General features: G+C 46.4%; 10 protein-coding genes and 1 pseudogene. 5 read left to right on the top strand and 6 right to left on the bottom strand.

Annotated features, from left to right (window positions below; translation table 11 throughout):
• Positions 1 to 33 precede the first annotated feature (33 nt).
• A complete protein-coding gene (locus RXV91_RS02975) occupies positions 34 to 2,838 on the bottom strand; it encodes a helicase C-terminal domain-containing protein (RefSeq protein WP_316438604.1) in 2,805 nt (934 codons plus the stop codon).
• Between the two features lie 879 nt (positions 2,839 to 3,717).
• Between RXV91_RS02975 and mvk the strand changes: the two genes are divergently transcribed.
• The 4 genes from mvk (at position 3,718) to fni (ending at position 7,918) form a co-directional block, all read left to right on the top strand.
• Positions 3,718 to 4,656, top strand: coding sequence for a mevalonate kinase (gene mvk, locus RXV91_RS02970; protein ID WP_316438603.1), 939 nt, complete (start codon positions 3,718 to 3,720; stop codon positions 4,654 to 4,656).
• A 22-nt stretch (positions 4,657 to 4,678) separates the two neighbouring features.
• The gene (mvaD, locus tag RXV91_RS02965; protein WP_316438602.1) at positions 4,679 to 5,659 is read left to right on the top strand and encodes a diphosphomevalonate decarboxylase; all 981 of its coding nucleotides are present in this window, start codon (positions 4,679 to 4,681) and stop codon (positions 5,657 to 5,659) included.
• A gap of 50 nt (positions 5,660 to 5,709) precedes the next feature.
• Complete coding sequence (locus RXV91_RS02960) at positions 5,710 to 6,801, top strand: phosphomevalonate kinase (RefSeq protein ID WP_316438949.1); 1,092 nt, start codon at positions 5,710 to 5,712, stop codon at positions 6,799 to 6,801.
• A 70-nt stretch (positions 6,802 to 6,871) separates the two neighbouring features.
• Complete coding sequence (gene fni, locus RXV91_RS02955; protein WP_316438601.1) at positions 6,872 to 7,918, top strand: type 2 isopentenyl-diphosphate Delta-isomerase; 1,047 nt, start codon at positions 6,872 to 6,874, stop codon at positions 7,916 to 7,918.
• A gap of 155 nt (positions 7,919 to 8,073) precedes the next feature.
• Here fni and RXV91_RS02950 read toward each other — a convergent pair.
• From RXV91_RS02950 to RXV91_RS02930, 5 genes and pseudogenes are all read right to left on the bottom strand, one after another.
• A pseudogene (locus RXV91_RS02950) lies at positions 8,074 to 9,064 on the bottom strand (aldose epimerase family protein).
• 24 nt (positions 9,065 to 9,088) lie between these two features.
• Positions 9,089 to 11,335 carry a glycoside hydrolase family 65 protein gene (locus RXV91_RS02945; RefSeq protein ID WP_316438600.1) on the bottom strand — a complete coding sequence of 749 codons (2,247 nt, stop codon included), beginning with the start codon at positions 11,333 to 11,335 and terminating at the stop codon, positions 9,089 to 9,091.
• 13 nt (positions 11,336 to 11,348) lie between these two features.
• Positions 11,349 to 12,695 (bottom strand): SLC45 family MFS transporter, encoded by a 1,347-nt coding sequence (locus RXV91_RS02940; RefSeq protein WP_316438599.1) that lies wholly within the window; start codon positions 12,693 to 12,695, stop codon positions 11,349 to 11,351.
• A 494-nt stretch (positions 12,696 to 13,189) separates the two neighbouring features.
• A complete protein-coding gene (locus RXV91_RS02935; protein WP_316438598.1) occupies positions 13,190 to 14,050 on the bottom strand; it encodes a DUF4767 domain-containing protein in 861 nt (286 codons plus the stop codon).
• Between the two features lie 168 nt (positions 14,051 to 14,218).
• Entirely contained in the window at positions 14,219 to 15,586 is a 1,368-nt protein-coding gene (locus RXV91_RS02930; RefSeq protein WP_316438597.1) for an RsmF rRNA methyltransferase first C-terminal domain-containing protein, read from the bottom strand.
• Between the two features lie 147 nt (positions 15,587 to 15,733).
• Between RXV91_RS02930 and RXV91_RS02925 the strand changes: the two genes are divergently transcribed.
• The gene (locus RXV91_RS02925) at positions 15,734 to 16,543 is read left to right on the top strand and encodes a Cof-type HAD-IIB family hydrolase (RefSeq protein ID WP_316438596.1); all 810 of its coding nucleotides are present in this window, start codon (positions 15,734 to 15,736) and stop codon (positions 16,541 to 16,543) included.
• Positions 16,544 to 16,617 lie beyond the last annotated feature (74 nt).

Genomic DNA, 16,617 nt, shown 5'->3' with positions numbered 1-16,617 from the left:
TATAGCAAATTTAACTGATTGCGGAATGGTTTCTTACTTAGTTTTGAAAAAACTTTGAAGTTCCTGCGTAATCATCGTTAATGATCCCGTCGTGGGTGGCAAAGTTTTCGGTAATGCCTTCATAATCGTTTGTCCATATCGTTTCGTGATCAAGCGATCATCAAGGATTACTGCTGCCCCCCGGTCTTCATCAGTTCGAATCAAACGACCGATTCCTTGGCGTAACTTCAATGCCGCTTTGGGCAATGCTTCATTGTAAAACGGATTTAATTGTGCTTGCCGTAATTGCTGATAACGTGCCTTGGTTGTCGTTTGATCAGGTGATTCAAACGGTAGTTGCGTGACAATTAACAATTCCAATTGTTCTTGTGGCAAGTCAATACCTTCCCAGAAACTACCAGCTCCTAGCAAGATCGCATTGTCACCTTGCATGAACCGTCGTAATAGCTTTTCACGACTACCATTAACCCCTTGGGCCAGAATTTCACGGTCACTGGGCAGATTCGTTTGATGCAAACTGTAAAAAACCGCTTCAATCATGTTCAGTGAATTGAACAGCACCAGCGTCTGCTTGGGGGCCGCCATCACAACATCGTGAATGGCCCGCGTCAAATAAGCGACGCGTTGTTTACCACTGGGCTGTTCCGTAGCAGTAGCATCCGTTGCGATAAATAGCCGTGCCTGATGTTCTAAATCAAACGGCGTTGATAATCGATGATGCTTGGCCGTTTCCTGATCAATATCCAGCTGAGAATAAACGTATTGTGATTTACCGGTGGCGAACAACGTGGCTCCAGTTAATAACGGTGCAGTAAAGTAAGGATATAGTTGCGTCTTGAAGTAGCCCTGCGTGTCGATCAAACTACCAGCTAACGTCAGGCTACCACGATCATGCCACTGATTAAGGCTCACCCAAAAAACACGTTGTTCCCGTGAAGCCGGTACTAACCATGTCTGCAACAACTCATACCCTTGACGTAAATGCTGAAGACGATTATCAAAATCATCTAAAACATGCTGCTCACTTGGCAAGACTTGCGACTGATCGTGCTGATATTGTTCATTCAACTGTTGAAATTGTAAGAAACAGTTCTCAATCGCCGTTTGTAATTGCTTGATCAACGGATTATGGGCTGCAAAGAAGTCCGTGAGCTGATCGGTTGTGATTCCCAGTTCAGCCGGCTGATTAGCGCCCTTTTGTGCTGGGACAAATGTCCGTGCTAATGCTGCCTGCAATTGTTGCAGATGTAAATCAGTATCATTAAGTGAATTATCTAGTAATTTAAGCCGATAATCGGCCTGGGGCTGTTCCGCAAACAATGCCCGTAAATTCAAACTATGTTCCGTGTCAATGCGACTGATCAAGCTGTGGCAGGTCGCCATGTAGCCATTAAAATCAAACGTCTGCCGTGAATCACGAACGACACCATCCGCCAGGTGTTGGGCCTCATCAAGCACCAGCAATGGCCGCTCTTGGCGGCTACCCAGTTGGGCCACATGGCGCATCAAGTAGGCATGGTTGGTAATGATAAAAGTCGCTTGCGCGGTCAATTGATCCCGAAAGCGTAAGAAATCTTCCTTAAAAAACGGATCATCAGCTTTCAACGAGGCCACCCCGTGATGCGCAATTTCGCTAAAGTACGGGGCTTGATACGTACTCAAGTGCAATTCGTCCAAATCACCAGTCGTCGTCATCGTCAGCCAGACCAACACCCGCAATTTTAATACTTGCGTCTGTTTAGAATGTTCGTGTAAAGCTAAGCCACGTGCAAACCGATTTAAATCAACGTAATGCTGATTACCCTTGATAACCACTGCCGTGACTGGATTAGGCAATAACTGATTCAGTAACGCCACGCCCTGATCACGTAACTGCGCTTGTAAGACCGTTGTCGCCGTGCTGATGACCACTTGCTGACTACCCTGTGCCAAGTAAGCAAGTGGGAGCAAATACCCGAGCGTCTTGCCTGTTCCGGTCGGTGCTTCGATCAACAACGGCACTTGTTCAGCAGACTGTTTTGAGTAGTGCCGATAAATTTGGTTCATCATCCGAGCCTGTTGCGGTCGATAAGTCAAGTGATCACCAAAGATATGCTGCTTTTGTGCTTTCGTCAACGGATAGCGCGCCGCTTTACGACCCGCAGCTTGCTGTGGCAATCGCTGTTTACGCAAAGCGAGCCCATCTTTGATTACTAAGTCAGCCGGCAACTGCTGTGGATGTTGTTTGCCCTGTTGAAAGGCGTATGCAAATAAGTCGGCCGTTTCACGTGGTAACTCCGGTGCTAATTGCACCATTTGTTGTAACGTGATCAATGGTAAGTGTGCGAGGCGCTGTTGTAACGTGATAAATAGATGGGCCGTCGCAATTGCATCACTATCAGCAGAGTGCGGATGATGATGATCAATTGCGAGCAACTGACTCAAGTCACGTAAGCGAAAGCTCGGCGCCGTTGGTAATAGGATCTGGCTTAACGACACCGTATCAACAGCTTGAATCGGCAATTCTGGATAGCCGACCCGTTGCAATTCTGAATTGATGAATGGTAAATCAAAATTCACATTGTGCGCCACAAATACCGTTCCCTGTAACAAACTGTAGACCGTTCCCGCTAGATCATCGAACGGTGGTGCTTTGCGTACCCGGGCGTTACTGATACCCGTTAAATTCTCAATAACAGTTGGTACCGTCGTTAACGGATTAACGTCCGTCGCAAAAGTATTAATGATTTTATTGTTCTTGACAAACGCACAACCGATTTGAATAATTCGGTCGCCGTCTTTCACACTGGTTCCGGTCGTCTCAATATCAACTACCGCGTAGGTTGTGTTTGGTTTCATGGTCATTTCCCCAAAATTATGGATTGTAAAGATGTTCATTAAGCTGGCTAATTAGTAATGTCATTATGCATGTAGCCAGCTCAACCAATCAATCTTTATGGCATACGACGTGATGTGTATCGCTAAGTGGTGCTAAATTATTGTTGAACTAGCCGGGCTAAATGGCCAGTTTGCAAATTCTTAACGGTCATGAACTGTCCCGACCATTAATTGGCACCAACTCACATTGACACCACCATGTGCGAGTCACTTTTGACCGTCACATTTAGCAACTTAGCCTCGTTCAACTATTTTTCTCACTAATTGTCACTTGCACGTCACATTGATCATTATAAATTATAGCATATTCGGCCAATCGAGCTCAGCTCGACCAACTCACAAGCTAGATCTGTCAGGCCGATTTCAGTTGACGGATAATGTTCAAGTTGGTCAAGCTCAGTATCTAACGGGCACCGATAAAATTCACAAAAAATTTTGGGAAACACTTGACGTAACGTGGCCAATCTTACATGGACCCGTGAAGAATCAGTGCTGACATAAACGACAAACAATGCCAATCTTCGTTAGTAACTGCATCTGGTACCACGTAGCGGGTCATAATTATGTCAATTTCTTCTTTTTCCATTATTGAACGCCTCGCTTTTAATTCTTTTCTAATTTTATCACGTTGAATTTAAGACATCACCCACTCATTGCCATTATGCCAGCACTGTTATCACGCCAATCGGCTCAATCTAATCAAATTGTTACTTTCCAAACTAGTTTAACTTATGTTTCTGCTAAATTCGAATGCTTTAGCAGGGTTAGCGTAGCAAAAAAAATGCTAATAAGGTATTATGAAGCTATTATTAATCTACTTACAGAAAGGCAGCGACACGATTGAAAGATCTAGCTACCGGTACTAGTCATGCCAAAATTATTTTAATTGGCGAACATGGTGTCGTCTACGGACAACCTGCCATTGCACTGCCAATTTCGACCATTCAAATGCAAGCCATCATTCACCGCCGTGATGTGACCCAAACCGTTAAGAGTCGCTACTTCAATGGTGATTTTAAAATGATGTCTGCTAATTTAGGGGGCATCCAGACCCTCATCAAAACGCTATTAGCGCGCTTTAATGCGCCAGAACAAGGATTTGATATTCATATCACAAGTGACATTCCTTCCGAACGAGGGATGGGCTCTTCGGCGGCGGCGGCCGTTGCCGTGACGCGCGCCTTTTATGATTTCTTTGAGCACCCACTCTCACATCAGGAATTATTAGCCACAGCTAATGTTGCCGAAAGTTACACCCATGGTCAGCCTAGTGGCTTAGATGTTGCCACCGCCAGTGCCAAAAGCCCAGTGTGGTTTGTTAAAGGACGCGAAAACTTTCCGATTCCTGTCAAACTACCTGGTTATTTAGTGATTGCGGATACCGGTATTAAAAGTCAAACCAAAATTGCTGTCGCCACCGTTCGCAACTTGCTGATGGTTGAAGGAGCTACGATTCAAGCTCGGATCGATGACTTGGGCCGCTTGACCCATCAGACCCGTGTGGCCCTTGAAGATGGTAATATGGGGGCCTTAGCAACGGCCCTGAATGGTGCTCAAGACGATCTGCGCTCCATGGGGGTCAGCCACCCAGCTCTTGAACAATTACTAGCAGTAGCGCGCCAAAACGGTGCTCTGGCAGCCAAATTGACCGGTAGCGGTCAGGGTGGTTGTCTGATTGCACTTGCCCCAGAAGCAAGCATCGCTAACCAGTTATCACAAAAGTTAGCCGCGGCTGGTGCAACTGCAACTTGGGTCGAACCACTATTAAATGATGATTAATTTTAACTTTGGAGGAAAAGACATGGCGAAAACCGTTACGGCAAAGGCACACACTAACATCGCGTTAGTTAAATACTGGGGTAAAAAGGATGCGGCTTTGATGCTACCGCAAAACGGCAGCATCTCACTGACACTTGATCACTTTTACACCCAAACTAGTGTGACCTTCGATGGCCATCTCAGCGCTGATCGAGTTTACTTTAACCATCAATTATTACCAGCAGCCAAGGCGACACGCATTAGCCAATTTCTCGACCTTGTTCGTCAACGCAGTGGTCAAACCGCCTTTGCTACTATCCAAACTGAAAATCACGTGCCCACTTCGGCCGGTTTAGCGTCTTCGGCCTCCGGATTTGCTGCTTTGGCAGGAGCTGCTAGCCGCGCTGCTGGCTTACGCTTAGATGCAGCTGATTTGTCACGCCTAGCGCGCCGTGGGTCCGGTTCAGCAACCCGCTCGATTTTTGGTGGCTTTGTCGAATGGCATGCTGGTCACGATGACCAGAGTTCGTATGCCGAAGTCTTACAGGACCCCGTAAATTGGGATATTCAAATGATTGCGGTTGTCTTAAAGGCCACGCGAAAACCTATCAGTTCAACCGATGGCATGGCACGAGTCGTCGCTACGTCGCCTTACTACCCAGCCTGGGTCACAACTGCTGAAACCGACTTGAAGCGGATGCGTCAGGCAATTGCTGCTCGCGATCTCACCACCGTTGGCCAGATTGCCGAAACAAATGCCATGCGGATGCACGCACTTAATTTAAGCGCTGACCCCGCCTTTAATTATTTCACCGCGGAGACACTAACCGCCATTCAAGCAGTTAACGACTTGCGTTCACACGGGATAAACTGTTATTATACTTTGGACGCTGGCCCGAACGTTAAAATCATTTGTGCGGGTCAGGATACTGACGTGATTATGACCAGGTTGCAACAGTGTTTTGACGTTGATCAATTAATGGTTGCGAAACCAGGGCCGGGCATCACGATGACAGAAAAATAATTCAGTTTAATTTATAATGATCAGTAATGGTCATGAAAGGACATGATGGCATGATAACGGTGAAAGCCCCTGGAAAACTCTACATTGCCGGTGAATACGCCGTAGTGGAAAGTGGTTATCCAGCAATTATCGTTGCACTTGATCAATTTGTGACAGCAACGATTTCACCTAGCGAAACGATTGGGAGTATCGTTTCTGAGCAATATCAAGAAAACTCAATCGTCTGGCGGCGTCAAGGAGACACAATGGTCTTCGACAATCGTGACAACCCGTTCCATTATATTTTAGCGGCTATTAGCCTCACGGAAAGTTATGCGCACGAGTTAGGTCGCGAACTAGGTGTTTATCATCTAGGTATTAATAGTGAACTCGATAGTGCAGACGGCAAGAAATATGGCCTGGGCTCCTCAGCAGCTGTAACTGTGGCGACCGTTAAAGCATTATGTCAGTTTTATCACTTACCTATGGACAAGAATAAACTCTTCAAGTTAGCAGCTATCGCACACCTATCTGTTCAAGGTAATGGCTCACTTGGCGATATTGCAGCTAGCGTGTATGGTGGTTGGATCGCTTACCATTCATTCGATCGTCAGTGGCTTCATCAACAACAGACCCAATCAACTCTAACTGAATTATTGACCATGCCTTGGCCTGATTTAAAAATCGAGTTATTGACTCCACCCGCAGCACTCCGCTTAATGATCGGTTGGACTGGATCGCCAGCTTCCACGTCGCATTTAGTTGATAAAGTCGCCTTGTTCAAGGCCAAGCAACGGGATGAATACCAGACCTTTCTACAGGCTAGTAAGGCTTGTCTCAAACGTATGATTGTGGGTTTTCATCGCGGTGATTTAGGCATCATTCAAACTGAATTGCGAACTAATCGCCAACTACTTCAAAATTTAGGCAGCTTTAGTCACGTTACGATTGAAACCCCCTTATTACAGAAAATGATTCAACTCGCTGAAACTGCTGGGGCGGCCGCGAAGACTTCGGGCGCTGGCGGTGGTGACTGTGGGATTGTTTTGATTGATCAAACCATCGACCCACGGCCATTATTAGCTGCATGGGCTCATGACGGTATCGAACAACTTAACTTGAATGTGCATACGGTTCAGGATACTGTTTTACCAAATTCTTAAGCAGTTTATTGACGAGCCTGGCACCCTGCCGGACTCGTTTTCAAATTCTAAATTAATTGGAGGTGGCACCGTGCCACAAAGTCAACAATCTCATCGGAAAGATGAACATGTTTCGTTAGCTGAAAAGTATTTTCATGGCGAACAAGCCAATGCCTTTGACCAGGTCCGGATTCGCCACGACGCGTTGCCGGAAACTGCCGTGGCCGACGTCGATTTAGCCACCACCGTTGGCCAGTGGCATTGGGACAGCCCCCTCTACATTGAAGCGATGACTGGGGGCTCACAGCGAACGGGCGAAATCAACGCTCGTTTAGGCCGCATCGCTGCAGCTTGTGGCTTACCGATTGCGACCGGCTCTCAAAGTGTCGCCATCAAAGATCCCCAAGTAGCCCCTACTTTTGCCACGATGCGTGACCACAATCCGAACGGGCTGATCTTTGGCAATCTTGGTGCCGGCCACCCGTTATCTGCGGCCCAAACAGCGATTGCAATGCTCCATGCTGATGCGCTCGAGCTCCATCTCAATGTCGTTCAAGAAATCGTCATGCCAGAAGGCGACCGTGACTTTCATTGGCTAACTAACATTTCAGACTTAGTCCAAGCCTTAACGGTACCAGTGATCGTCAAAGAAGTGGGCTTTGGTATTTCCCGCCCCACGATGCAACAGCTCTACGCTGCCGGCGTGCGTTACTTAGATTTAGGCGGTCACGGTGGGACTAACTTTGTCGACATTGAGAATCGCCGACGTGCTAACCGCGATATGGCCTACCTACACGACTTTGGACTTACCACGGTTGAATCTTTGTTAAGCGTTCAGAACCGACCGGATGATCTCACGGTCTTAGCTGCTGGTGGCGTTCGACAGCCACTCGACATCTTAAAAGCGTTGATGTTAGGCGCTGACGCGGTCGGCATGGCCGGCACTGTGTTGCACGCCTTACTCCATCATACGGACGACGAAGTCATTGCGATGCTGACGGATTGGCAGTCGCAATTAAAACGCCTATTTGCACTCGTCGGCGTAACGCGTGTTGATCAATTCAAAAGCAACCATATTCAGGACAAAATCCTGTTATCACCTGAACTTGTTAACTACAAACAATCGATTAAAGATTAAAATAAAACGCGTCATCACAAGTTATGGAATGTCATTCTATACTTGTGATGACGCGTTCTTGTTATAATCAAGTAAACTGAAAAAGCAGTGTGCCCTATGGCAAGCACTGCTTTTGGATAGTGATAAAGAAAATAATTTTAACCATCAATTGATTGCTATTTTGACACGTATCGGTAGCGGTTCATATACGTCCGTGGCTGACCAGCCCGTAGAACCGTATCACCAAAGCCATGATGATTAATAGCATCCGGCAAGGTTTGCAATTCCACGGCCAGCGCATGGTAGTCACCTAAGCGATCCGACTGTGTCCGGTCAGGATTAGCCGTAAAAATAACCAAGCCATTACGATCTGTATTAATGAGCAACTGGCCGTGATCCATGGCCAACACACCGGCGGGTTCATCATGGTGGTCAAGCACATAACAATCATCGTACTCTGTCTTGCCAGTTTCTTGGATCAACCGATCGAGCTGCGATTGAATCGTTGGCTGCTCGCGAAAGTCATACGCCGGTCGGGACCTTCTCGTGATCCGTATGAACTAGCTTGGTCGAGTTGAGGCGTAATTGCTGGGGATTGATCAGTGCGGCCTGACCATCAAGATTAAAGTAAACGTGACAGGTCGGATTGAATAACGTATCAGCAGTGGTCACCCCGTGATAGCTGATTTGAACCTCATCATCGGCCGTTAACGTATAGCTTACAGTTACCGTCAAGTCGCCCGGAAACTCATCGTCAGCGCTCACTAGCGTTGTCGTCAATGTGACAGTGTCGTCATCAGGATCAAAACGGGCTCGAAAATTATGCATTTGTAAGCCATGATCGCCACCGTGTAGCAAATGCCGGCCGTTATTTGGCGGTAAGTGGTACGTCTGCCCATTCAAGGAAAACGTCGCGTTAACGATTCGGCCAGCAACTCGACCCACTGTTTTGCCGACTTGATAAGGCATCTCGATATAATCCGCCAAGTTATCAAAGTGAAGCACAAATGATTGTGGCTGGCGGTCGACCTGCACTTCGAAGTCATAGCACGTTGCCGCATAACTCAACACTTTTAGTTTGCTATGATGGATATTTTCAATCGTGTATAAATAGACTGACTCACCTTGATATACACCAAATGGTACTGCAGAAATCGTACGCCTCATTCCCTTCGATCAGTGCGGATTGAACTAGTTCTGTGTCAATGTCTGCGTGGTACCATCCACTTGAACATCAATCGGTTCCCCGGTAATCAACTTCAAAGTCGTCCCATTGTGATCAACCGTGACTTCAATAATCCGATCACGGAAGACTTGACGGAAAGAATACTTCGTCCATTGTTTTGGTAAGAACGGCCGGTAACTCAGTTGTCCATCATGAACACGCATGCCAGCAAATCCTTGGACCATCGCAATCCAACCACCAGTCATTGAGGTGATGTGAAGACCATCGACCGTATCATTATTGTAATTGTCAAGATCAAGCCGTGCCGTCCGGTTATAGAAAGCCACGGCCTTGTCTTCATAGTGTAAGTCAGCAGCTAACACGGCATGGATGGCTGGTGACAAGCTTGATTCGTGAACCGTCATCGGTTCGTAGAAATCAAAATTGTGTTTCAATTGTGTCTTTGAGAAATCATCAATAAAGTCATACATCACTTGTAACACATCACCTTGCTTGATATAAGGTGACCGTAAGATGTGGTCCCATGACCAATGCTGATTAATTGGTAATTGGTCAGCTGAAATTGCGGAAACGGGCGCTAAGTCCTTATCCAGATAACCATCATGTTGAACAAAGATATCCAGATCCTTGTCATATGGTAAATACATCCGATCAACGATATCTTGCCAGTGGGCACGTTCTTCAGCAGTCACGTTTAAGTTGGCAGCTTGTTCATCACTGACTTGGTCCAAAATTTCAAGCGTATACTTCAGTGTCCACTGCGCCAAATAATTGGTATTAAAGTTATTATCAACGTTGTTTTCATATTCATCTGGACCAGTGACCCCATGAATCATGTACTGCTGATTACGTTTGCTGAAGTGCACCCGGTCTGCCCAGAAACGAGCAATCTCCGTCAACACTTTACTGCCTTCATGTAAGACGTATGATGTATCACCGGTATAACGCGTGTAGTTATAAATAGCAAAGGCAATGTCGCCGTTACGATGGATTTCCTCGAAAGTGATTTCCCACTCGTTGTGGCATTCAATCCCATTGAAGGTCACCATTGGGAACAATGCCCCATCAAGCCCTTGTTGACGAGCATTATGATAGGCACCATCCAACTGCTTATAACGATACATCAGTAAGTTGCGAGTAACTTCTGGTTTGGTAATCCCCAGGTAAACTGGAACGGCAAATGCTTCCGTATCCCAATAAGTCGCACCACCATACTTTTCACCAGTAAATCCCTTTGGTCCAATATTCAACCGCGGATCATCGCCGTAGTAAGTGCTAAAGAGTTCAAATAAATTGAAACGCATGCCTTGTTGGGCCGCAGTATCACCTTCAATTTGAATATCTGATTGTTGCCAACGATCCGCCCAGCCCGCTACATGGGCCGCCAATAAATCGTCGAAGGATTGGGCGCTGACCGTATCTGTCAAGCGTTGGAGCGCAGTCATAATGGCATCATCAGTCGGATAATCCCGTGACGTAACCACGACGACCCGCTTTTCAAAACTAATGCTGGCCCCAGCCTCTAACGTGCCGAAGTAGCGATCAACCGTGGCTGTATCAGTCACTTCGGCCGCTTTATGGGTTAAATTCGTCACATAACTCACTTGCATCCCAGAGGTAAACTGTGGGGTTCCAAAATCATTTGGTACCGTCTGAGCAATTAACCGATCATCGGTGACTTCGTGAACGTTCCAGAAATGTTCATCGTAATTAGCATCTTCATTTTTAACGTCGGCATCTAGCGCCGAAGCGACTTTCAAATCAACTGTCTGGTCGTTTAAGTTTTCGAACGTCACCTTCTGAACTGAAAGTTCCTTTTGCGCGACACTCAAGAAACGCTCAAAGGTCACTCGAACCCGTTGACCATCTTGATCAACCACAAATGATCGCGTCAAAGTCCCGTGTTGCATATCCAAATCAAGTTTAAAATCGCTGAAGTCAGCAGTCGCCAAGTCAATCTTAGTGCCATTGAGCTTGAAATTGATCTTGATGAAGTTGACAGCATTGATGACCTTACCAAAATATTCTGGATAGCCATTCTTCCACCAACCGACCCGGGTCTTATCTGGATACCAGACCCCGCCAAGATAAATCCCAGGAAGCGTATCGCCAGCATAATCTTCTTCAAAGAAGCCACGCATGCCCATGTAACCATTCCCCAGACTAGTCATGGACTCTTGCAACCGTTTGTTTTCTGGTTTGAAATCAGTGGTCAAAACATGCCATGGATTAACATCAAAAATTCGTTTCATAAGTTAATTCCTCCTAGTTTTTGTATGTTTCTTTGATCAAGCCAACTGTGCCCGCACCAATCGCAAGGACGATTCCGGCAAAGATAAACATGTTAGCTTGTGAATTGCCTAATAGTGGATATAATGCAAAACTTAGTAGTGAAGCAACAATCTGTGGTAAGCAAATCGATCCGTTAAAGAGCCCTAAGTAGGTTCCCATATGTTCACCAGATAAAGCGTTAGTCACCATCGTTAATGGATACGTATTCATCGCGGCCCAAGCCATCCCAACGAGAATGAATGAAACGACCAATGCTAATTGACTGTGAATAAAGAAAATCGAGAAGAAGCCAACCGCACCAAGTAATAAACTCAAAGCGTAACCGAGTTTATGACGATTATTAGGAACCTTGGCCAAAACGTATGACCAGATAACTGCGGCGACCGACTGAATAGCAGACAAGATCCCGTACCAGTTACCAGCAGCTTGGTAGCCGGCGGAACTGGCGTTTGTGGTGTGCCAAACGTTAGCGGCCATCGCACCGGTTGAATATGTCCATAAATATTGGAATGCTATCCAGCAGAAGAATTGAACCAAGGCTACTAACCAGAAGACCTTTGGAGCCTTCTTCAAGAGTGCTAACCAATTACCGCCAGATTTATTAGCGCTTTCATTAATGCCGTGATACTTTGCGTAAGTCACCGGATCATATTCCCGTACCCGGGCGATGGTAATAATCGTTGAAACCACTAAGATTGCTGCCCCGATATAAAATGACCAAATCACTGAGTTAGGAATGACCCCTTTACTAGCCGTATTGGCGACCCCGAATAAGGTCAATAAGAATGGGAAAATCGCCGCAATGACGGCACCAGTATTCAACAAGAAACTTTGAATCCCATAGGCGTAACTTTTTTGATCATCGTTGACCATATCCCCGACCATCATCTTGAATGGTTGCATTGCCACGTTAGACGATAAATCGAGAAACGCCACCGTAATCGCGCCAAAAACTAAAGCTGCCATGGAAGCGTAACCAAATCCAAACGAGCCAGAGTTAGGTAATAATAACATCACGATGGCCGCAACGACCGTTCCCAGAATCAAGTAAGGCAACCGTCGCCCACCTAAGCGTGGGGCCCATGTCCGGTCGGATAAACTCCCAATGATGGGTTGCACGATCAAACCAGCAAGTGGTGGCAAGATGAAGAACCAGCCAAGGTTATTCGGATCTGCACCTAAGGTTTGAAAGATCCGGCTCATCTGTGAGCTTTGGAGTGTAAATGCCATTTGAACGCCGAGGAAACCTAGACTCATCATCCAAATCTTATTGGATGACAGTTTTGGTAACCCGGCCGTTGTTTTAGATGTTTCTTCCACAATAAAGCCTCCCAAAAATAATATCAATCGCTTGAGTACAAGTTAGATTATAAAACCGCTTTCAAAATTATGCAAGCGTTTGCGTTAAATTGCATTAGGACGCTTTGCTTATTAACATCCGGGCCTATTTGGCGTTAAACCGGCTAATATCACGGGCTCAAATAGTATCAGTTGATACATTGATTCATACAAAGTTCACATATAATTCATAAAAAAGTCGTTATATTGCATGCTGTTGCATGAGCAAATAGATGCAGTCGCTGAAACGTTGCATGCCGTTGCACTAATAAACCCACTCTAGCCGACGGATATCATTTTGTACGTAGCTAATAATTTTCAATAATCGATTGCAAATCAGCATCGCTTTCTATTACCCGACATTAATTATTCAGTTTCAAAGCGCCAATACGCTATTTTCTGGTCAAATATCGCGCAAAAAAATCGTGTGTTCATGCCGACTTAACATAAACACACGATTCCGAATAATTCAGTTATTAATCCGCATTGGCAATCTTTGCAAAGCCATCTTGTAAATCCGTATTTTGTGAACTAGTGAAGTTAAACGTTGTGGCAGTGGCACTGTCTTGCGAGACCAGGACGTCTGGCGAACCATTATGGAAAACATACAGATACGTAATCACGCCACTAGACGCGTTCGAATCAGTGGCCGCGGCAACGACCTGGTACTTCGCATCGGTATCAGCAGCCGTCGTCCACTTGAGCTTGACTGTGTCACCATTGACCGTAATCTTATCTTGGTACTGATTGTTTTTGATGTCTGAAGGTAAATTCAACTCACCAATAGTTACCGACTGACCATCATAAGTCCCCTCGTACGATTGGTTCATGGTATCTTGCCATGACGACATAAACGAGGCTAACTCGCTCGACTTGGTTGTCGACCACAATGCCGTCTGAGTTGCCGTACTAGCAGCTGCCTTGGACGATGATGACGACTCGGCTTTTTCCGATGTAGCAGTGCGCGACGAAGACTTGGCCGTTGTTGTTGCCGTCGAATTACTCTGACGCCGGTGTCCCAGCCAGTAATAGCCACCACCGAGTGCCACGGCTAATACCACGATCAAAATAACCCAAGACAGTTTTGACGTTGAACGTGGTTGCGCATGTTGCGCTGAACGGGTGCTAAGTTCAGGTGCAGTCGGTGCAGCCGAAATCGATGTACTGGCGCTCGGTGCTTCTGAAGCAGCCGTTGACGACGTGGATTGAGCAGCAGAACTTACAGCTGACGCCGGTATTGGTTGCGCTGAACTGGCTGGGATAATCAGCCGCGCACCACAATTTTCACAAAATAACGCGTCAATATCATTCTTTTTCCCACAATTTGGGCAATACATAAATTCTTCCTCCAATATCACGATTGATTGGGTCCATTTGACCAGCAACTTGAGTAGATCGTTCCCCCGATTTTACCACGGATCGAATGATTCATGACGGCCGCTGCTCATCCCCTGTTCAGCATCAATCGCACGCGGACGTTATGACTTAGTCAATATCATATCAGGTTAGAGCGTCGCGTTTTCAGAGGTCGCCAAAAACCGTAAGCCCTTAGGAAAGAAATTTTTAACCGTCTTGGCGACGACCTTTCCAAACCCAACTGGCAACCCATCACAAGTTAAGACTCGAAAACCAGCTACAGGCGCACTTGTCAATTCAAATGTCTCACCATGGACATACAATGCCCACTGTTCACGCGTTATTTCAGTTTTGGGTAAGGACAAATCATCACTCGCTAAGGCTAACGCGTAACTTGGTTCAAACCGTTTCTTCTTAAACGTTCCCAATAAAATCCCGGGGCGAAAGACCTTGAGCTTTCGCGTAACGGGCATCATCGCTGGCACGCCGTATAACTGATCACCATGTGCCTGTAACACGAGCTGTGGTAAACCGGCCATTGCTTGTTTTTTTAAAAAGTCCGTCCATAACTGCCGTTGCGTGGCGTTTAACTGTTCGCGAACCACTTTTTTGTCCTTGCCCACCGTCGTGCCATGATAGACCAATTTGGCAATAAAGTGACCCTCACCGCGCATCAAGTGCGGAAATAACCGGGCCGCTTTAGCCAGCTCAGGATTGCCATCCGCCCATTCCGGCTTTGCATCGACCATCCCAGCCGTCTTGATCAGTGGCTCCAGCTCAAACTCAGGATAAGTTTTTAACAGCCAGGCCATCATCTGTTCGTCCTCTTCCGGTGCAAAGGTACAGGTCGAATAAATCAAATGTCCACCCGGACGCAACATCTTGGCCGCTTCCGTCAAAATCTCCCGTTGGCGTTCAGCACACGCCGCTGGATAGTCGGGCGTCCAATACTGAACTGCATCATGATCCTTACGAAACATCCCTTCACCCGAACACGGTGCATCCACCAAGATTCGGTCAAAAAAGCCTGGTAATTCCTTGGCAAGAGCGGCGGGTGTATCGTTGGTAATCACGGCATTGCGGGCGCCGTAACGCTCAACATTATCCCCTAGAGCAGTCACCCGTTGTCGATTGATTTCATTGGTCACGAGTAGGCCGGTCTGATGCAAATAGCTTAACAGATGCGTCGTTTTACCACCCGGTGCCGCACATAAGTCTAACACTCGTTCACCAGGTTCTGGTTTTGCAAACTCGCCAACGGTCATGGCACTTGGTTCTTGACTGTAGACGGCACCAGCCAAGTGTTCAAGCGCATTGCCGTTCACCTTGCCATAATACCCCATTGGGCTGTACGGAACGGGGGCTGCCATCTTGGCGCGCATCGTGGCTGTCACAGTCTTGTTCGGATTAACCCGAAACCCTTTTTCAACAGGGCCATCGAAAGCTGCCAAAAAAGCGGGCGCTTGATCGCCTAGTAGTCGTTGATATTTTTGAATAAATTCTGCTGGTAATTGCACCCAAATTTCCTCCTCAATTAAAAAGCATCCTCAATTAGATTACCACATTTTGCCCCGACTGTAAGGTAGCAAAGATTCGCAATTAGGTGGGATTTATGCTAAATTTAACTGATTAACTGCCAGATATATGGGAGATGTTTGTTGAATATGGAAAGAAAACTAATTGCGTTAGACTTAGATGGCACCACTTTGAATGCTGAATCCCAACTCAATTCAGCAACGATCCAAACGATGCAACGATTACAAGCAGCGGGTCACATTGTAAGCATTATTACTGGTCGCTCATATCAAGGCTCGCAGGCGATTTACGATCAGCTGCATCTCAAGAGCCCGATGATCAACTTTAATGGTTCATTAGGACACCTGCCACACCAAACGTGGTCATCCGAATATCAATTCACCATTAACAAGGCAATCGTCTTAGCACTCGTTAAACATCGTGAACAGTTGGGCATCAACGAGATCATTGCCGAAAATAAAACAAGCACTATGACGGCCGGTCAAGACTTAATTGCGGGTAAGTTTTTTCCAGAAATTGCCGACAGTCCCCGCTTGACGCCGAACACGTTGACCCGTAATCCGAATTCATTAGTCCTGTTGGTGCAACTCGATCGGCGAGCAGCCATCATTGACTGGATCACTGAACGCTTCGGTGACCAAGTCGACGTTGGTGTTTGGGGCGGACCGAATGCGATTTTAGAAATCACCTCCAAGGGCGTTCACAAAGCTAAGGGCGTTGCCTACTTAGCAAATCATTTTCAAATTCCGCGCCGTAATGTGATTGCCTTTGGTGATGAACACAACGACCTCGAAATGTTAACATACGCGGGACTAGGCGTAGCGATGGCTAATGGTACTGATAAAATCAAAGCCACAGCCGATGATGTGACTGCTTACGATAACGATCAAAATGGGGTGGCCCGGTACTTAAACAATTATTTTAGCATTGCAGAATAAAGATAATTATAACCAGCAAACACCTGAGACACGTTAATTTGGCCATTGATTCACTAGACAGCAAGTACTGCTAT

Source organism: Lactiplantibacillus sp. DA1 (assembly GCF_032681335.1).
GTDB lineage: Bacteria > Bacillota > Bacilli > Lactobacillales > Lactobacillaceae > Lactiplantibacillus.
Note: the sequence above shows the minus strand (reverse complement) of the source record. Positions and strands in the feature narration are given on the sequence as shown.